Consider the following 18,487-nt stretch of genomic DNA (forward strand, 5'->3'; position numbering starts at 1 on the left):
TCCCTTGAGAGATCGTCGGAGCTCTGCGGCCGCGGGGCGGCGGACTCTTCGCCTCGGACAGGTCCGAAATCGCTCTCGACATCGATGATGGCGAGACAGGTCTCGCTTGCGACCGGCACGAGGCTCGCCCGGCGGAGCCGCGCCGCATGGGGCCAGTCGGCGACAAGCTTCGGTTTGCCGGCGAGCGCCCGCCCCTGCAGGTCTGAGGGCAGCTCCGAGGCTTGGAGGAGGCGCGCCGCAACCTTGTCGCAGGAGAAGAACGCCGGCATCCGCGCGGGATTGGGCGCCTGCCCTGCTGCGATCGCGACCGCCAGGAGGCCGCGTTCACCGCCGATCACCACACGCTGGCACTGGCAGACGACCGGAACGGCGCCGAAGCCACGCCCGAGACGCAGCCGCCCGAGGGAGCCCGTCTCGCCCGCGGTCTTCGCCAGCATGCGAATGTCGCGCTTCAGGGGCTCGGCCGATCCGAGGCCGAGGGCGAGCGCGTCTTTGGCGGTGCCGCAGCCGAGCCGCTCGGCCGCGGCCGGATTGAGCCAGCCGAGCCGGTTGTCGTCGAGACGGAAGAACATGGCAGGACGCGCGTCGCTCACGAGCGCCGCCAGGCGCTCGTCCGCCATCGCCTCCACCAGGCCCCTGCCCTCCGATTGCATGATTTCCGTAATCTCCGCGACTCGCCTTGGTTAAAAATAGGTAACCGGAGTTGAAAAAGAATCGCAGGCCTGGAGCGCGTCGCAAAGTCCGTTTTTCTCAAGGATGGTTAACGGTTGAAAACTTCAACCGCCGGCAGGGCCTCGCATGCTGCAGCGCAATAATTTGTTGCGTCGCACAAAACTTTTCCTATATACTCTCCAGAAGCCTGAGGGGGGAGCAACCCAGGCAGAAACGGAAGGAGATCTTAGATGTCCAGTGAGCACGAATTCAATCAGGCTGGTGAAAAGGCTTTTGACGAGGCGGCTTCGGCCGCGCAGGATGCAGCCAATACTGCCGATCGCGCGTTTCAGGACGCCACCGAGAAGCTGTCGGAAATGTTCGGCATGACGCAGATGCAGATGCCCGAAGCTTTCCGGGCAATGACGGAGCGTTCTTTGGCGAGCGCGCGTGAGAATTACGCCCGCCTCAAAGCCGCTGCAGAAGAGTCCACGGACGTGATGGAAGATACTGTGGAAAACGCCCGCGAGGGTCTCCTGCAGGTGCAGTTCAAGGCGCTCGACAACGCCAAGGCGAACACCGATGCGGCGTTCGACCACGCCCGTCAGATGCTCGGCGTCACCTCGTTCGCCGACGCGATCCAGCTTCAGAGCGCCTTCATGCGGTCACGCTTCGAAGCGCTGATGGATCAAGGCAACGGCATGCGCGACCTTCTCACCAAGGTCACCGAGGACACGTCTCGCCCGGCCCGCACCGCGGCGAAGAAGAACCTCGACAAGGTCACGAGCCACTAAGCCTCTGTGACACGATCTGCGACGCCACCCGCAGAGGCGGCGCGCACCATGAACGAGCCCGGCATTTTGCCGGGCTTTTTTTTGGCACAGCGCCCGCGATGGGCGTGGGCCGGTAGAGGTTTGTGCCGACGCTGAATGGGGGCGTGAACGAGGCCATCCGAGCCCGCATGCGACGCCGCCGCGGAGGAGTTTCTTCTCCGCCCCCTTCCCTTGGCGCCGCTCCTCGGCTAAGCGGTGCCGCAGAGGCGAGGAATCGCAGGCCCGGGCGCCAGGATATGGCCCGCCGGCGCTTGAAATCTCCGGCGCGGAACACTAGGGTCCGCACCGCCTCAGCAGGACATGCGAACGTAGCTCAGTTGGTTAGAGCGTCGGATTGTGGCTCCGAAGGTCGGTGGTTCGAATCCACCCGTTCGTACCAGTTTTCTCTATAAAGTCAGCGACTTGATCGAACGCCGAAAACCGCGCGGCGGCGGCGGCTCGCCCAAAGCTGCAATTCCTACCAAACCCTAAAATGCTGACGAGGCCAGATTCCACGGACGTTTGGTAGGATCGTGCTAGATCCTGGCCTACATGGCCTTTCCACGCGAGCCCTGGTCGCAGATCGCGGCGACGAATCCGATCGCGCGCCTCAAGCGGGAGATCGAGCGCCGCGCCGATGGGGTCGTGATCGGGCTATCGCCGGTGCGGCCCTGGCTGGAAAAGCGCCGGGAGCGGCGTGAAACCGAAACCGCTCTCCACCCTCCCGGAGAAAGTCCACGCGACGAGAAAGCCCGTTCGATATGGGCTCAACGATCAGCCGAGCGAGCTTGAAGCGCCTCGGTCATCTCCGGGGTCCACCAGTCGATGTCCAGAAGATCAGCCCAGGCCGGGACGTAGTGGGCAGGCGAGTAGAGATGCCCATGGCCAATGGGTGCATCGGCGGCCACCAGCATGTCGAGTCCGAGCTGAAAGCCCGTGACGATCGGAAACCAGCGAAGATCGTCGGAAACATCGCTGCCCAGTGGCTCTTGCAGCCATTGCGGCCGGCGATAGAAATCGGCCGGTGAGAAGAACACGATCGGATCGCTGGGATATTGCAGGTACACAACGCGCAGTTCGCCCCACTCCGTGCCTGGCGGTGTCGACGATCCATCCTGGTCCATGAAGCGCACGAGGTGTCCACCACGGAAGACCGGGAGTCGCGCAAGCGAGCCAGCGTCTCTTGCCGCCGTAATCTGGCGCCACAAGCCGCTTCTGAAGGGAGGGCCGCTCCAGAGCGCGCCCTGAATCGGATCGCCGATCATCTCGAACAGGCTCGCCGAAATCTGCGAGTTCAAGGCGCCGAGGCTGAGACCGTGCAGATAGAGGCGCGGGCGCTCTCCTCGCGGCAAGTTCGTCCAGTATCCGTAGACCGCCCTGAAAAGGGCCTGCGCCGTGTCGACGCCGTATTCCGCCTGCGCCAGAAGCGAGATCGGGCTGGCGAGATAGGAATACTGGACCGCCACGCTGGCGACATCGCCATCGGTCATGAACTCCAGCGGATCGGAGGCGGCGGGATCGAGCCAACCCGTGCCGGTCGGCGTCATGACAACAAGGACGCTTCGATCGAAACCGCCCCGGCGGATCAACTCGTCGAGGGCGAGCCTGGCTCGCTCCTCCGGCGTCTCCGCGCTGGGAAGCCCGACATAAACCCGGATCGGCTCCCGTGCGGGCCTGCCCGTTAGCGCGCTGATTTCATTCGCCTGCGGCACCGAGGCAACGAACTCGCGGCCGGCACGGCCGAGTTCGTCCCACTGCACGAGGGAACGGGCTCCACCTGTCCCGTCTGAGTCCACAGGCTGGGCACGCTCTGGTTCCAGCAGCGAGTCGAGCTGGCTGTAGGAGGCGTCGAGCACACGGAAGACGGAGCGGACCAGAAGATCGTTCGCGACCACCCAGATGATGAACGTGCTGAGAACCGCGGTCAGCACGATGGCTGCACGGCGCGGGATGAAGCGGCTGCTCAGTCGAAAGACGGATCTGGCGACGAGCCTGACGATGCCGATCAGCACCAGCATCACCCCCGCCACAGGGAGCGCAATGGCCACAACCATCACCGTATAGGTGATATCGACAGGCGGCAGGCCCATCAAAGCCCGCACGGAGTTCTGCCAGCCGATCGAGCACCAAAGAAAATACGATGACGCGCCGAGACAGAGCACGGCCGACACTTTCTGCAGCATCGGCCCGGCATCGAGCCTCGACGGCAGTTCAAGGTAACGCCAGAGCGAAACGGCGGCGAGGCCGAGCCCGTATCCAAGAACGAAACAGAAGCCTGCCAGCAAGCCCTGCGCCGGCGCCTCGCGCGGCACGAGAGACGGCGTCAGCGACAGGCAGAACATCATCGTCCCTAGGAGCAAGCCGATCGTGGAATCGAGCTTTGCCGCGAACACCCACCGGATCATCGATATCGCCCCCGCTTGCCTATGCGGCCTCCGCCACCTTCAAAGCCCTGATCATCGGAGGTCGGGTAGCGGATCGGGTCCGCGGTGTCGATGCAGAGCCTGTCCTGCGACGGCGCAGCCCCTCGCAGCCCCTAACCCTGAAAAGCGCGCTCTCGACGAAATCGCTGTCGGCAACGCCCGAGCTTGTCTTCATGAAATTCATCGCGGATCTCATCGCGCGCCGCCTTCAGATACCAGCGTATCATTTGTCGGAGGGGCCACGTGCGCATCGGCGTGGCGAACCCTACCGCCGGGCAAAAATCGGCCTAAAAGACCGCCGGCCGCGCGGGGAGAGAATAACGCCTGTGGCGATCCCCAGAAGCAGCGCCCAGAGCGGCGCGCCGATGCCGAGAAAGGTGATGCCCGAGACGGTGGTCATAAACGTCACCAGGGCCGCTTCCCGTTTTTCCGGCTGCCCCAGCGCGGCGCTCAGGCTCGCACCGATCGTGTTCAGCAAGGCGAGACCCGCGACCGTCACCACCAGGGCTTTTGGGGCGATCAGAAACAGACTGATGACGGCCGCGCCCAGAAGCCCCACCACGCAATAGATGACGCCCGTCACGACGACGGCCTTGTAGCGGGTCTTCGGGTTCTCATCGGCCTCCGGCCCGGCGCAGATCGCCGCGGTGATGGCGGCGAGATTGAAGGCATAACCTCCGAAGGGCGCGAGGAGGAGCGTCGTCAGACCGGTGACGGTGAGACAGGCGGACACCGGTGGCTCGTATCCCGAGGCTTTCAGCGTGACGATGCCGGGCGTGTTCTGCGAGGCCATGGTGACGATGAAAAGCGGCAGCCCGACGCCGAGCAACACCGGCAGCGAGAAGGCCGGCATGGTGAAGACCGGCTGAGCGATCGAAAAATCGATCCCCTCCCCGGCCTGGAACGCCCCGGTCGCGGCGCAGAAGGCGCACCCCGCGAAGAGCACGGCAGGAATGGCAAAGCGCGGGAACCAGCGCCGGCCGGCGAGATAGACCGCGCACATCACCGCCACGAGGGGCAGATTGTCCTCCATGGAGGAAAAAATCCCGAGCCCGAACTGGAACAGGATTCCCGCAAGCAGGGCGTTGCCGATGGTGTCGGGAATGAGATGCGACAATCTCTCGAACCATCCGGTGATGCCGGTCAGGGTCAACAAGAGGCCGCAGAAGAGAAAGGCGCCGATCGCCTCGCTCATCGGCACGCCGTTGAGGCTGATGACGAGGAGGGCCGCGCCGGGCGTCGACCAGGCCGTCAGGATCGGCATCCGGTAGCGCAAGGAGAGGATGAGACCGCTGATCCCCATGCCGAGGCCGAGCGCCAGCATCCAGCTGTTGGCCTCCGCCTGCGAGGCGCCCAGGACATCGATCGCCTGAAAGATGATCGCGACGCTGCTCGTATAGCCGAGAAGCACGGCGATGCAGCCCGCAACGATGTGCGATAGTTTCAGCCCCGCCAGCATTTCAACCGTGCCTTTCCAGTTCCCGCGCGTTAGGAGTGCGTGCAATTCCGCGCCGGGCGTTATAACGTCCGTGCGCTATAGCGCACAACAGGCCATGTGAATGACCGAGGCAAAAATCCGGATCAATCTCAAGGCCGCGCGCAGCCGTGCGGGCCTCAGCCTGACGCAGGCGGCCGAGCTCACCGGCGTCAGCAAGGCCATGCTCGGGCAGATCGAGCGCGGGGAGTCGAGCCCCACGATCGCGACGCTCTGGAAACTCGCCAAAGGCTTCCAACTGCCGCTGACCGCGTTGATCGAGGACCTCATCCAAACCACGGGCAGCTTCGCGCCCGCAAAGGCCCGACCGGTCCAGTTTCAGGGCAGCATCGGCTTTCACACCGTCTTCCCGTTCGACCCCATCTTCGGCTCGGAGACGTTCTTGATCGTGCTCGAGCCGGGCCAGGTGCATATGTCGAACGCGCATGACACGGGCGTCGTCGAAGACGTCTTCGTCACCCGCGGCGCGATGGAGGTCTTGATCGCCGGAGAATGGAAGAGCTGCCGCTATGGCGATGGCCTTCGCTTTCCCGCCGACCAGCCGCACGGCTATCGCAACATGAGCCCAGAGATCGCGCACTTCCACAACACGATCCACTACCCGAAAACCGCTCTGTTCGAGACGACCGACCGGAACACCACACCCGTCAAGACGAACAAGGCCGACGAGAAGACGTGACAGCTGCGACCGGCTCCGTCTGCGTCGCGTCAGATCGCCTCCAAAAATCCGAGGACGCCGGCTCCGACGATGCCGGCATCATCGGGGTGCGGGATCGGCCGAATGGCGAGATGGCGCGTCGAAAGCGCCAGCGAGCGCTGATAGACGCTCTGGCGGATCGAGGCGAGGAAGGCCGGGCCGATGGCGGCAACGCCGCCGCAGATGAAGACATGGCTCGGATTGAAGAAATTGACGAGGGTGGCGAGCATCCGCCCGACATCGGCGCCAGCACCGCGGATGATGGCATTGGCCGCCGGATCGCCTTCGCGGCTCGCGAGACCGACATCCTCCGGGCTCAAGGCGCCATGCGCCTGCAACAGCTCCAGGAGACGCGGGCTCTCGCCTGAGCGGGCGGCCGCCGCGCCGGCGCGGGCGATCGCCGGGGCCGCCGCCATCGCCTCCACACAGCCGACATTGCCGCAATGGCAGACGGGACCTTTCGGATCGATGCAGATATGGCCGACGTCGCCTGCCGCCCCGTCGACGCCGCGATAGACCTGGCCGCGGCAAATGATGCCGCAGCCGATCCCGGTCGCGACCTTGACGACGAGGAAATCGTCGGCGCTGCGCGACAGATGCCACAGCGTGCCGAGGGCGAGGATGTTGACGTCGTTGTCGACGAAGATCGGCACGTCGAAATCGGCCGCCAGCGCCTGGCGCGGCGAAAAGCCCTCCCAGAGCGGCATCAAGGGCGGGGTGGCGAGACAGGCGCTCTCGAAATCGACCGGTCCCGGCACGCCGATGCCGATCATGCGGATGCGCTCTCGCTCCTGGCCCATCTGCCGCAAGAGAAGATCGAGCACATCGCGCAGGCGGGCAAACAACGGCTCCGGCTCGCCGCGCACGGAGATCGGCTCGCAGTGCCGGGCCATGATGCTCATGTCCGGCGACAGAAGGGCGACGTCCATATGGGTGGCGCGGATGTCGACGCCGGCGATCAGACCGTCGCGCAGCGTGACGCGCAGACCTTCGGCGCGGCGCCCGCCGGATGAGGGTTGCGGCCCGATCTCGGTGATCAGCCCGGCGCCGATCAGATCGGTGATCGCCGCATTGATCTTGCTCTTGGAGAAATCGAGCCGGCCGGCCAGATCGCTGCGGGCACTGGTGCGCGCCCAAAAGACCTCGAGCAGCAGCCGGCGCTCGGTCGGCGACAATTGCGAAAAGCCGCGCATGTTTGACCTCATTGGACGCGCTTTGACCGTAAATAGACCGAACTTGACCATTGCTCAATCAAATTGCTGAGCGTAATTTTCGCTGCAATGAGGAGGACCCCTGGATGTCGAAGGCATCCGGAAGCGAGTTTTCCCGAGAATAAAAAAGGGCGTCGAGACAGGGCTCGGCGAGACAATCCGGCCCGCTCCCGCCCCTCAGGCGAAGGGAGGAAGGCCGTCATGGGCCTCGTCGTCGAGTTTCACGGGATCGCCAAGGATTTCGGCTCCGTGCGCGTGCTCCACGACGTCAGCTTCCGGCTGGAGGCCGGGCGCGTCTACGGCCTCATCGGCGAAAACGGCGCCGGCAAATCCACCTTGATGAAGATCCTCGCCGGCTACCACGAGCCGAGCGCCGGGACCGTCGTGATCGACGGCGAACCCGTCTCCTTTGCAAGCTCGCGCGAGGCGGAAGAGCGGGGCATCGTCATGGTGCACCAGGAGCTCAACCTCGCCGATGCGCTCACTGTCGTGCAGAACATGTTTCTCGGCCACGAGGTCCGCAAAGGCTTCCTCCTCGACGAGAAGACGATGGCACGCCAGGCCGAGGCGGCGCTCGAAAGCGTCGGGGCGCACAGCCATCCGGACGACCGCGTCGGCGATCTGATCGTGGCCGAAAAGCAGCTCGTGGAGATCGCCAAGGCGCAGGTCCGCCACACCCGCGTCCTCATCCTCGACGAGCCGACGGCGAGCCTCACGCCCAACGAATGCGAGCATCTCTTCAGCCTCATCGGCCAGCTGCGCGAAGAGGGCATCATCGTCCTCTACATCTCCCACAAGCTCGACGAGGTGGAGCGCGTCACCGACGAGGTGATCGTCATGCGCGACGGGCATTTCATCTCACAGGCGAAGACCGCCGAGACCTCGCGCGCCCGCATGGCGGCGCTGATGGTGGGGCGCGAACTTGCCGACATGTATCCGCCCAAACGTCCTGTCGCCTCGGCCGGCGAACCGCTCCTGCGCGTTGAAGATCTTTCCGTCCCGGGCTGGGCGCAGAACGTCTCCTTCTCCCTGATGCCGGGCGAGATCCTGGGTTTTGCCGGCCTCGTCGGCGCCGGCCGCACCGAGCTTTTCGAAGGTCTTCTCGGGCTTCGCCCCCGCTCCTCGGGGCGCATCTTCATGGGCGGCAAGGAGGTGCGCATGGGCGATCCACGCGCCGCCGCCCGGCTCGGGCTCACCTATCTCTCCGAGGATCGCAAGGGGAAGGGGCTGCATGTCGGACGCGTCCTTTCCGACAATCTCACGCTCCTCGATCTCAAGACCTACACCCATCCCTTCCTCTCCCCCCGGGAGGAACGGGCAGCCCTCGACCGCGCCGTCGACGAATTCGGCATCCGCGTCGGCGACCGTGACGGTCTCGCCTCGTCTTTATCGGGTGGCAACCAGCAGAAACTCGCGATCGCCAAATATCTCGCCCCGGAGCCGCAGATCTTCGTCCTCGACGAGCCGACGCGTGGTGTCGATGTGGGCGCCAAGCGGGACATCTATTTTCTCATCGACCGCCTCGCCGCCGAAGGGCGGGGCATCATCGTCATCTCATCGGAATTGGTGGAGCTGATCGGTCTCTGTCACCGGGTCATCGTCATGCGCGACGGGCGCGTGACGGCCGAAGTGCCCGCAGACCGCCTCAGCGAAGAGGAGCTACTCAGCCATGCCATCGGCACAAGAACCGCAGCCGAATGAGGCTGAGGGCCAAAGCGCCCGCGTCTCGGCGCGCCGCCGGCTCGGAAAATTCGATTTAAGCAGCCAGGGGCCGATCCTCGGCCTCATCCTGCTCGCCATCGTCGGCACCGCGCTCAATTCCGATTTCGCCAGCCTCGCCAACTGGATGAACGTGCTGACGCGAACCTCCTTCATCGGCATCATCGCCGTCGGCATGACCTTCGTCATCATCTCCGGCGGCATCGACCTCTCGGTCGGCTCCATGGTGGCGCTGATCGCCGGCAGCATCATCCTGGTGATGAACAGCCTTGCCATGCATATCGATGCGCCGGTCCTGGTGGTCATCGTCGGAATGGCCGTTTCGCTCCTCATGGGTGCCGCCTTCGGCACCATGCATGGCCTCCTCATCACCAAGGGGCGGATCGAACCCTTCATCGTCACGCTCGGCACGCTCGGCACGTTTCGCGCCGTCCTCACCTGGCTTGCCGATGGTGGCGCCATCACTCTCGATTTCGGCCTCTCGCAGACCTATGGCCCGGTCTATTACGGCACGGTTCTGGGCATCCCGATCCCGGTCTGGGTGTTCCTCGGCGTCGCCGTCATCGGCACCGTGCTTTTGCGGCGCACCGCCTTCGGCCGCTACGTGCAGGCGATCGGCTCCAACGAGCAGGTGGCGCGCTATGCGGCGGTCGACGTCGACCGCGTCAAAATCCTCACCTACGCGTTTCTCGGTCTCTGCGTCGGCATCGCCACCCTCCTCTACGTGCCGCGCCTCGGCTCCGCCTCCCCCACGACCGGCCTCTTGTGGGAGCTCGAAGCGATCGCCGCGGTGATCGTCGGCGGCACCTCCTTCAAGGGCGGCTCCGGCCGCGTCACCGGCACGGTGATCGGCGCCATCCTTCTTTCCGTCATCGGCAATATCCTCAACCTGACGAGCATCATCAGCGTTCATCTCAACGCAGCCGTGCAGGGTATCGTGATCATTTCCGTGGCGTTTTTGCAAAGGCGGCGGCCCTGATACGGGCCGCTCCCCAAGGACAAGACCGCCGACAAGCGGCATCGACACGAAAGCAACGATTGTTATCGATGGGAGAACTATAGAATGTCCGTCCTTGCGTCTCTAACGCGCCGCTCGGCTCTCGCCCTGGCGCTCGGCACCTCGGCGCTGATCGCCCTGCCCGGCATCTCGGCAGCCCAGGAAAAGGTCAATCTCGGCGTTTCCATTCCCGCCGCGACCCACAGCTTCACCGCCGGCATCGTGTGGTGGGCGAACGAGGCCAAGAAAGACCTCGAAGCCGCCCATCCTGACGACCTCCAGATCACCGTCAAGACCTCGAGCGGCGCGCCGGAACAGGCGAACCAGCTTCAGGATCTCGTCACCGTCACCGGCATCAACACCCTCGTCATCTTCCCGTTTGAATCCGCCGCCCTCACCCAACCCGTCGCTCAGGCGAAGAACAAGGGCGTCTATGTCACCGTGGTCGATCGCGGCCTGACCGATCCGAGCGCCCAGGACGCCTATATGGCCGGGGACAACACGGCCTTCGGCAAGATCCCGGCGGAGTATTTTGCCAAGAAGTATGACGGCAAGGCCAATATCGTGGCGCTGCGCGGCATCCCGACCACGCTCGACAACGAGCGCTGGGAAGCCTTTACCAGCGTCATCGACGAACATCCCGACATGAAGATCCTCGACGCCCAGTACGGCAACTGGAACCGCGACGACGCCTTCAAGGTCATGCAGGACTTCCTGACCCGCTTCAAAGACATCGACCTCGTCTGGGCGGCCGACGACGACATGGCGATCGGCGTTCTCCAGGCGATCCGTCAGGCGGGCCGCGAAGGCGACATCAAGGAAGTGTTCGGCGGTGCCGGCGCCAAGGGCATGGTCAAGATGATCATGGACGACAGCAACCCGCTCATCAAAGCCGACGTCTCCTATTCGCCGAAATTCATCTACGAGGCGATCAAGCGGACGGCCGAGGCACGCCTCAAGGGCGAGGCCTTGCCCGAGACGACGATCCTTCCCTCCGAGCTGATCGACAAGTCGAACGCGGAAGACTTCTACTTCCCGGATTCGCCGTTCTGATCGTTTGAACGCCACATCGGGGCGGCCCTGCGACGAGGCCGCCCCACCCTGCCCCCGCCTCCGCCGTCACGGCGGACGGCAACCGACACCAAGACTGGGAGCCCGCGATGAAGACCCTGCGAGGACCGGCGATCTTTCTCGCCCAATTCGTCGGCGACACGCCGCCTTTCGACGACCTTTTCTCCATGGCGCGATGGGCTGCGGATCTCGGCTATCTCGGCCTGCAACTGCCGACGACGGCGGGCCTCTTCGATCTTGAAAAAGCGGCAGCCTCGAAGACCTATGCGGACGAGCTGAAGGGGCGCCTTGCCGAGGAGGGCGTGGAAATCACGGAGCTCTCCACGCATATCCAGGGCCAGCTCATCGCCGTCCATCCGGCCTATGACGAGCTCTTCGACGGCTTCGCGCCGGAAGCCGTGCGCGGCAACCCGCAAGCGCGCAGGGAATGGGCGGACGAGCAATTGCGCCTGGCCGCAAAGGCCTCCGTCAATCTCGGCCTGACCGCCCACGCCACCTTCTCCGGCGCCCTCGCCTGGCCCTTCATCTATCCCTGGCCGCAGCGCCCGGCGGGTCTCGTCGACGAGGCTTTTGCCGAACTCGGCCGACGCTGGAAGCCGATCCTCGACGCCTATGACGAGGCCGGCGTCGATCTCTGCTACGAGCTCCATCCGGGCGAGGATCTCCATGACGGCGCGACCTTCGAGCGCTTCCTCGCCGAAGTCGGCGATCACCCGCGCGCCTCGATCCTCTACGACCCGTCGCATTTCGTGCTGCAGGCGCTCGATTATCTCGATTTTCTCGACATCTATCACGAGCGCGTGCGCGCCTTTCACGTGAAGGACGCGGAGCTTCGCCCGAACGGACGCTCCGGCGTCTATGGCGGCTATCAGGGCTGGATCGACCGGCCCGGCCGCTTCCGTTCGCTCGGCGACGGCATGGTCGATTTCAAGGCGATCTTCTCCAAGCTCGCCCAGTACGATTTCGACGGCTGGGCGGTTCTGGAATGGGAATGTGCCTTGAAACATCCCGAGGACGGAGCCCGCGAAGGCGCCCCCTTCATCCGCGACCACATCATCCGCGTCACCGAGCACGCCTTCGACGATTTTGCCCAAAGCGGCGCCGACGCGGCCACCAACCGCCGCCTGCTCGGCCTCACATAAGGACGATATTATGAGCCAACCCCGCATCCGTCTCGGCATGGTCGGCGGCGGCACCACCGCCCTCATCGGGCCGGTCCACCGCATCGCCGCGCGCATGGACGATCGGTTCGAGCTCGTGGCCGGCGCCTTCGACAGCGATCCGGCGCGCGGCCGGGAGTTCGCCGAAACGCTGAGGCTGGCGCCCGAGCGCGCCTACGGCACGTACGAAGAGATGCTCGAAGTCGAAGCGGCCCGCGACGATAAGATCGACGCCGTCGTCATCGTGACGCCGAACTTCCTGCATTTCCCGGTCGCCAAGGCGGCACTGGAAGCCGGGTTCCACGTCATCTGCGAGAAGCCGATGACGACCACTTTGGAGGAAGCGAGAAGTCTCGCCGCGCTCGTGGAGGAGACCGGCAAGAGCTTCGTCCTCACCCACACCTATACCGGCTATCCGATGGTGCGGCAGGCGCGCGAAATGGTGGCGGCGGGCGAAATCGGCACCCTTCGCCGCGTGGAGGTCGAATATCTCCAGGACTGGCTCGCCACGGCCGTCGAAAACACAGGCTCCGAAGGCGCGGTCTGGCGCACCGATCCCGCCAAGGCCGGCCAGGGCGGCGCCATCGGCGATGTCGGCACCCATGCCTACAACCTCGCCGCCTTCGTGGCCGGCGAAGAGCCGACGCATCTCCTCGCCGAGCTTGCCTCCCTCGTTTCCGGCCGCTCCGTCGACGACGATGCGATGATCATGATGCGCTACGCCTCGGGCGCCAAGGGCGCGATCCTGGCGAGCCAGGTCCTGCCCGGCAACGGCAACAATCTCTCGATCCGCATCTATGGCGACAAGGGCGGGCTCGAATGGTGGCAGGAGCGGCCGGAGGAATTGTGGTTCACGCGTCTCGGCGAGCCGCGCCAGCTCCTGCGCCGCAACGGGGCGGGCGCGACCGCGGCCGCGATCGCCGGCAGCCGGGTGCCGGCCGCCCATCCCGAAGGCTATCTGGAGGCTTTCGCCAACATCTACCGCGACGCCGCCGACGCACTTCGGTCACCGCCGGGCTCTGAGTTCATTCCGAACGCCAATGACGGCGTGCGCGGCCTCGCCTTCGTCGCCGCCTGCCTCGCCTCCGACCGTGCAGGCAACGTCTGGACGAAAATCGAAGATTAGGCGTTGAGGCCGGCCCGCGCGATCGGGCCGGCCGTCATTGCGCGGCGGCGCGCCGTTCCGGCAAAGGCGGCAGCACGGCGTCCTTCAGAAGCAGCGACGCCGGATGCGTGAGCGCGGCGAGCGAGCCGGTCGGCACCTCTTCGACGACCCGGCCCTCGTCCATGACGACGACGCGTTCGGCAAATCTCTCCGTCAGCCGCAGATCATGGGTGACGAAGAGATAGGCGATCCCCTCGCTTTTCTGGAGCTTTGCAAGGAGCGCGATGGCCGAGGCCTGGAGATGGACGTCGAGATCGGAGACGGCCTCGTCGAGGACGATCAGCTTCGGCCGCGGCGCCAGCGCACGTGCGATGCAGACGCGCTGCAACTGCCCGCCGCTCACTTGGGACGGCAGCATGCCGGCGATGGAGGCCGGAAGCTCCACCATCTCCAGCAATTCGCCGATGCGTGCCTCGCGCGCCCGCCCGTCGAGATCCGTCAGATGGCGAAGCGGCTCGGCGATGATGGCGCGCATGTCGAAGCGCGGATCGACGGCACTGACGGAATCCTGAAAGACCATCTGAACGTCGCGGCGAAAGGCGCGCCTTTGCGCCCGCGTGAGATGCCGCAGATCATCGCCGCGGTAGAAGACCTGGCCGCGACCGGGCTGCTCCAGCCCGCACAAGAGACGGGCGAGCGTGCTCTTGCCGCAGCCGCTGCGCCCGAGGAGGCCGACGGTCTCGCCCTCCTCGATCGACAGCGAGACGCCGTCGAGCGCCATGCGCGAGGCGCTCGCTCCGACGAGCGAGTAGGTCTGGTAATGCTTTGCGACATTCTCGGCGCGCAGAAGGCTCATTCGGCCAGCTCCATTCCGTAGCGCGCGAGATGCGCCCCGACGAGCATGCGCGTCACGGGATGCTTCGGCCGGTGAAAGATCTCATCGACGGAGGCCGTCTCGACCAGGCGGCCATGGTCGAGCACGGCGACATCGTCGGCAAGCCGGGCGACGACGCCCATATCGTGCGTGACGAGGAGAACGCCGAGATCGTGCTCGCGCACGAGCCCTTCCAGCAGAGCGAGGATGCGCATCTGCACGACCACGTCGAGATCGGTCGTCGGCTCGTCGGCGACGAGAAACGGCGCCTCGCTCAAAAGCGCGATGGCGATCATCATCCGCTGCAACATGCCGCCGCTCATCTCGAACGGGTAGAGGCCGAGAACGGCCTCCGGCTCGTCGAGCCCCACCTCGCGCAAGGCGGCTTCGATCTTTCCCTCGGCGTCGCGGCGCGATCGGCCGATCGCGGTCAGCGTCTCCATGACATGCTCGCGCATGGTCTTGACCGGATTGAAGGCACTGCGCGGGTTCTGCATGATCGTGGCGACCGTTCGCCCCCGCAACATCTCGGCTGGGCGAACCTCGCCATCGACCAAGATGCGCCCGCCGATCCGTGCGACGCCCGGCGGCAGAACCCCGAGTGCTGCCGAGCAGCTCAGTGATTTTCCGGAACCGCTCGCGCCGACGAGCGCAAGCACGCGCCCGCGCGTCATCTGCAAGGAGAGGTCGTCGACGAGCAGGCGGAAGTTTTCGGCGCCGGTCGCGATCGTCAGATTTTCGAGCGTGAAATGCTTCGGTGTCAGTGACAATGCTCGGCCCTCAAATGCGGATCGAGACGGTCGCGCAAGACATCGCCCAGAATGTTGAAGGCCATGACGCTGATGAAAAGCGCAAATCCCGGCCAGAAGATCAGCATCGGCGCGGTCCACACGAACTGGCGGGCATCGCTGATCATCACGCCCCATTCGGCAGTGGGTGCCGTCACGCCGAGGCCCAGAAACGACAGGCCCGCGACGTGCAGCATCATGTGGCCGATATCCAAGGTCGCGAGCACGAGGAGCTGCGACAGCGTCGCCGGCAAGAGATGCTCGACGAAGCTGCGCGTGCGGCTCGCCCCGGCGAGGCGCGCGGCCATGAGGAACTCGCGGTGGCGCAGCGACAGCACGATGCCGCGGACGATGCGCGCATACCAGGCCCAATGCGAGAGCGCGATGGCGATGATGACGTTAACGAGACCGGTGCCCAGCATGCCGATCATGAACAGCGCCAGGACGAGCGTCGGAAACGTCAGAAAAACGTCGGTGATGCGCATGATCACCTGATCGATGCGGCCGCCGATGAAGCCGGAGGCGCCGCCGATCGTGATGCCGAGGACGAGGATGATGGCAAGCGACACCGCGACCGATCCGAGCGAGACGCGCGTGCCCGCGATCAGTCTGGAAAGAATGTCCCGGCCGAGATGGTCGGTTCCGAGCCAATGGGCCATGTCCGGCGACATCAGCCGGTCGCCCAGCTCCACCTGGTTCGGATCGTAAGGCGAAATCCACGGGCCGAAGACGGCCGCAAAGACAAGCACCACGACGATGGCGAGGGCGAGACGCACCGTCGTCCGTCCGCCCCAGGCGCGCCAGCGCGCGGCCTTCATGGGAAGAGCCATGTCGGTCATTTGACGCCCTCGGAGGACAGCCGGATGCGCGGATCGGCGACGGCATAGACGATGTCGACGATCAGATTGCAGACGACGAAAATCACCACCATCATCAGCGTAAAGCACTGGATGACCGGATAATCCCGGTTGAGGACGGCGGACACGGCATAGCGCCCGACACCCGGCCAGCCAAAAATGCTCTCGATGATCAAGGTGCCGCCGAGCATCTCGCCGATATGCATGCCGATCGCCGTGATGATCGGCAGCCAGGCGTTGCGGAGGATGTGCGAGCGCTCGACCTTGCGCTCAGAAAGCCCCCGCAGCCTTGCGTAGCGCACATGCCTCTGGCCCGCGACCTCCAGCATGCTCGCACGCAGCAAGCGCGCGTTGATTGCGAGCGACATGAAGGAAATGGCGATGGCCGGCATGACGATGTGCGAGAGACCGCCGCGGCCCATGGACGGCAGCCAGCCGAGCTCCACCGAAAACAAGAGCACCAGCAGGAAGCCGAGCCAGAAATTCGGCATCGAGACGCCGACGAAGGCGAGAAGCCTCACGGCCTGGTCGGGCCAGCGCTCGCGGTAGCGCGCCGCCCAGACACCGAGGGGGATCGAGATGACGAGGGTCAGGGCGAGCGCCACGCCGGCAAGCTGAAGCGTCGCCGGCAGGTAGTGCAGAAGGTCCGGCAGAACCGGGCGCTGCGTCGCGAAGGAGACGCCGAAATCGAGGTGCAGGGCGTTGTTCAGCCAGTCGAAATACTGAACGAACATCGGCTGATCGAGACCCAGCATCTGGCGCGCGTCTTCGAGCGCCTGCGGCGTCGGCGGCACTTTCGAAAGCCGCAGATAATCCATCGCCGGATCGCTCGGCCCGAGCCTCAAGAGCAGGAAGATGACGAGCGAGGCGCCGAACAGCATCGGGACGAGCAGCAGAACCCGCTTCAGAATGAAACCCGCCATAGAGATCAATTCTCCTGCGGCGTGAGACGGTCGAACGGGATCTCGCTCGACAAGGCGCCGAAAGGCACGTCGCCGACTTCCGGCTTCGCCACGGCAATCGCCGTGACATAGGTCAGGGGCAGATAGACGGCCTCTTCGTGCAGACGGGTGAAGATGTCGCGATAAAGCTCCTGGCGGGCTTTTTCATCCGTCGAGACCAGGACCTCGCCGATTTCGGCGTCGATCTTCGCCTTATCGGCGAGGCCTTGCTGCGCCTCGTAATCGGCATGCGAGGGGATGCGCATGGAGCTCACGAACGCATGCGGATCGTAGGGCGCACCCCAGGTCATGTTGAAGATCATCCCGAAGCGGCCGTCGCGCTGACGCGCATAGATGCTGCTTTCTTCCTCGCCCGTCAGTTTGACGTCGATGCCGACCTTGCGAAGGTCGCCCTGGATGATTTCCGCCATGGATTTCGCCACCGCATCCGTCCCCGGAAAGCAGAGCTCGATCGCCAGGGGCTCGCCGTCCTTCTCGCGGATCGCCTTGTCGCTGCCGGCGTGCCAGCCATCCTCTTCGAGCAGCCTTTTCGCCTCTTCCGGATCGTAGAGGTACGGCTTCAGGCCGATATCGGCATAGGGGACGTTGGGGGCGAAGAGCGTGTCGGCGCGGCGCTGCGTGTCGTAAAGGACGGTCGCGATCATCTTGTCCTTGTCGACGGCATGATTGATCGCCCTGCGCACGGCGAGGTCGCGCGTCGCGCCGCGATTGGTGTTGAGCGCCAGCATCTTGGTTTCGTAGGGCTCGGAGAGCTCCGTCGTGTAGATGCCCATCTGCCGAAAGCGCTCGAAGGTATCGGGTGTGATCGGCCCATCGACGCCGTAGATCAGATCGATCTCGCCCGTCTCGAAGGCGATCGCGCGCGTGTTCGGATCGGAGATCACCTTCACGACGATTTTCTCGTAAGCCGGTTTTTCGCCCCAATAGCTGTCGTTCCGGACAAAAACGTCCCGCTCGCCGAGGCGGGTTTCCTGAAGCTTCCAGGGACCGGTTCCGATAGGCTCGAGAATGCCGTCCTTCGTGCCGCCGTCCTTGAACATGGAGGGCGCGATGAAACGGAACGGACGCGGAAGCGCGAGCTCCTGGAGAAGCGGGTAATAGCTGTCCTTCAACGTCAGTTTGAGCGTGTCGCTGTCGACGGCCTCGACGGAAACGATCTGGTTGGCGAGTTCGAGCCAGGCATGGCGCGATCGATTGGCCAGAATGGCGTCGAAATTGGCCTTGGCCGCCGCTGCATCGAACACCTCTCCGTTAGAAAAAGTCACGCCCTTGCGCAGCTTGAACGTATAGGTCTTGCCGTCGTCCGAAGATTGCCAGGATTGCGCCAGGCACGGCTCCAGCGTGCCGTCGGCGCGGTAGCGCACCAGCGGCTCGTAGACCATGTTCTGCGCGAACATCTGGTTCGGCGAATAAAGATGCGGGTTGAGCCAGCCGACATTGACCGGCCACGAAAAGGTGAGGGTCGCACCGGCTGAGGCCGACGCATGCGGCACGAGTGAAAGGGCTGCGCCCACACAGAACGCGATCACGCGGAGAGTTTTAAACATCGGCCTTGAGGGGAGAAGGACGGAGTATGAACTATTTCAGTACCCTCACACTTCCCCTACGTGTCAACCCCGCCGGCAGGGACCCTGCCCTGCGGGTCCCCGAAAAAACGCGTGGCGT

At 64.7% G+C, this 18,487-nt stretch carries 16 protein-coding genes, 1 tRNA gene and 1 pseudogene; 10 read left to right on the forward strand and 8 right to left on the reverse strand.

The features are described 5' to 3' along the window. The first annotated feature begins 221 nt into the window (after positions 1–221). From ACK8CP_RS12225 to ACK8CP_RS12240, 4 genes and pseudogenes are all read left to right on the forward strand, one after another. Positions 222–707, forward strand: coding sequence for a hypothetical protein (locus ACK8CP_RS12225; protein ID WP_414831972.1), 486 nt, complete (start codon positions 222–224; stop codon positions 705–707). Positions 708–902: 195 nt separating this feature from the next. After that, entirely contained in the window at positions 903–1,445 is a 543-nt protein-coding gene (locus tag ACK8CP_RS12230) for a phasin family protein (protein WP_234629568.1), read from the forward strand. Positions 1,446–1,786: 341 nt separating this feature from the next. Then, positions 1,787–1,863 (forward strand) — tRNA-His (locus ACK8CP_RS12235). A gap of 140 nt (positions 1,864–2,003) precedes the next feature. Beyond that, positions 2,004–2,114 (forward strand): annotated as a pseudogene (locus ACK8CP_RS12240) (transposase); the annotation flags it as partial. Positions 2,115–2,230: 116 nt separating this feature from the next. Here the strand turns inward: ACK8CP_RS12240 and ACK8CP_RS12245 are convergent. Both ACK8CP_RS12245 and ACK8CP_RS12250 read right to left on the reverse strand, forming a co-directional pair. Beyond that, positions 2,231–3,868 carry an alpha/beta hydrolase gene (locus ACK8CP_RS12245; protein WP_414831973.1) on the reverse strand — a complete coding sequence of 546 codons (1,638 nt, stop codon included), beginning with the start codon at positions 3,866–3,868 and terminating at the stop codon, positions 2,231–2,233. A gap of 283 nt (positions 3,869–4,151) precedes the next feature. Beyond that, positions 4,152–5,390, reverse strand: a complete 1,239-nt coding sequence (locus tag ACK8CP_RS12250; protein ID WP_414831974.1) for a benzoate/H(+) symporter BenE family transporter — start codon at positions 5,388–5,390, stop codon at positions 4,152–4,154. A gap of 55 nt (positions 5,391–5,445) precedes the next feature. Here ACK8CP_RS12250 and ACK8CP_RS12255 point away from each other — a divergent pair, with 55 nt between their 5' ends. Next, the gene (locus ACK8CP_RS12255; protein ID WP_414831975.1) at positions 5,446–6,060 is read left to right on the forward strand and encodes a helix-turn-helix domain-containing protein; all 615 of its coding nucleotides are present in this window, start codon (positions 5,446–5,448) and stop codon (positions 6,058–6,060) included. Between the two features lie 29 nt (positions 6,061–6,089). Here ACK8CP_RS12255 and ACK8CP_RS12260 read toward each other — a convergent pair whose 3' ends face one another. Further along, positions 6,090–7,271, reverse strand: coding sequence for an ROK family transcriptional regulator (locus tag ACK8CP_RS12260; RefSeq protein WP_414831976.1), 1,182 nt, complete (start codon positions 7,269–7,271; stop codon positions 6,090–6,092). 219 nt (positions 7,272–7,490) lie between these two features. Here ACK8CP_RS12260 and ACK8CP_RS12265 point away from each other — a divergent pair, with 219 nt between their 5' ends. The 5 genes from ACK8CP_RS12265 (at position 7,491) to ACK8CP_RS12285 (ending at position 13,362) form a co-directional block, all read left to right on the forward strand. After that, complete coding sequence (locus ACK8CP_RS12265) at positions 7,491–8,990, forward strand: sugar ABC transporter ATP-binding protein (protein WP_414831977.1); 1,500 nt, start codon at positions 7,491–7,493, stop codon at positions 8,988–8,990. Further along, complete coding sequence (locus ACK8CP_RS12270; RefSeq protein ID WP_414831978.1) at positions 8,959–9,987, forward strand: ABC transporter permease; 1,029 nt, start codon at positions 8,959–8,961, stop codon at positions 9,985–9,987. Before ACK8CP_RS12265 ends, ACK8CP_RS12270 begins: the two co-directional genes overlap by 32 nt. Positions 9,988–10,071: 84 nt before the next feature. Next, positions 10,072–11,058 carry a substrate-binding domain-containing protein gene (locus tag ACK8CP_RS12275; protein WP_414831979.1) on the forward strand — a complete coding sequence of 329 codons (987 nt, stop codon included), beginning with the start codon at positions 10,072–10,074 and terminating at the stop codon, positions 11,056–11,058. A gap of 107 nt (positions 11,059–11,165) precedes the next feature. After that, positions 11,166–12,218, forward strand: coding sequence for a sugar phosphate isomerase/epimerase family protein (locus ACK8CP_RS12280; protein ID WP_414831980.1), 1,053 nt, complete (start codon positions 11,166–11,168; stop codon positions 12,216–12,218). A gap of 10 nt (positions 12,219–12,228) precedes the next feature. After that, positions 12,229–13,362, forward strand: coding sequence for a Gfo/Idh/MocA family protein (locus ACK8CP_RS12285; protein ID WP_414831981.1), 1,134 nt, complete (start codon positions 12,229–12,231; stop codon positions 13,360–13,362). Positions 13,363–13,396: 34 nt separating this feature from the next. Here the strand turns inward: ACK8CP_RS12285 and nikE are convergent, their stop codons facing one another. The 5 genes from nikE to nikA are packed head-to-tail and all read right to left on the reverse strand — an operon-like array spanning position 13,397 to position 18,369. Beyond that, entirely contained in the window at positions 13,397–14,197 is an 801-nt protein-coding gene (nikE, locus tag ACK8CP_RS12290) for a nickel import ATP-binding protein NikE (RefSeq protein ID WP_414831982.1), read from the reverse strand. After that, the gene (gene nikD, locus ACK8CP_RS12295) at positions 14,194–14,979 is read right to left on the reverse strand and encodes a nickel import ATP-binding protein NikD (RefSeq protein WP_414834253.1); all 786 of its coding nucleotides are present in this window, start codon (positions 14,977–14,979) and stop codon (positions 14,194–14,196) included. The genes nikE and nikD overlap by 4 nt, the downstream gene beginning before the upstream one ends. After that, positions 14,976–15,833 (reverse strand): nickel ABC transporter permease subunit NikC, encoded by an 858-nt coding sequence (gene nikC, locus ACK8CP_RS12300; protein WP_414834254.1) that lies wholly within the window; start codon positions 15,831–15,833, stop codon positions 14,976–14,978. Before nikC ends, nikD begins: the two co-directional genes overlap by 4 nt. A gap of 5 nt (positions 15,834–15,838) precedes the next feature. Next, a complete protein-coding gene (gene nikB / locus ACK8CP_RS12305) occupies positions 15,839–16,783 on the reverse strand; it encodes a nickel ABC transporter permease subunit NikB (protein WP_414831983.1) in 945 nt (314 codons plus the stop codon). 5 nt (positions 16,784–16,788) lie between these two features. Next, the gene (gene nikA / locus ACK8CP_RS12310; protein ID WP_414831984.1) at positions 16,789–18,369 is read right to left on the reverse strand and encodes a nickel ABC transporter substrate-binding protein; all 1,581 of its coding nucleotides are present in this window, start codon (positions 18,367–18,369) and stop codon (positions 16,789–16,791) included. Positions 18,370–18,487 lie beyond the last annotated feature (118 nt).

The organism is Afifella sp. YEN Y35 (genome assembly GCF_047553465.1).
GTDB classification, from domain to species: domain Bacteria; phylum Pseudomonadota; class Alphaproteobacteria; order Rhizobiales; family Afifellaceae; genus Afifella; species Afifella aestuarii.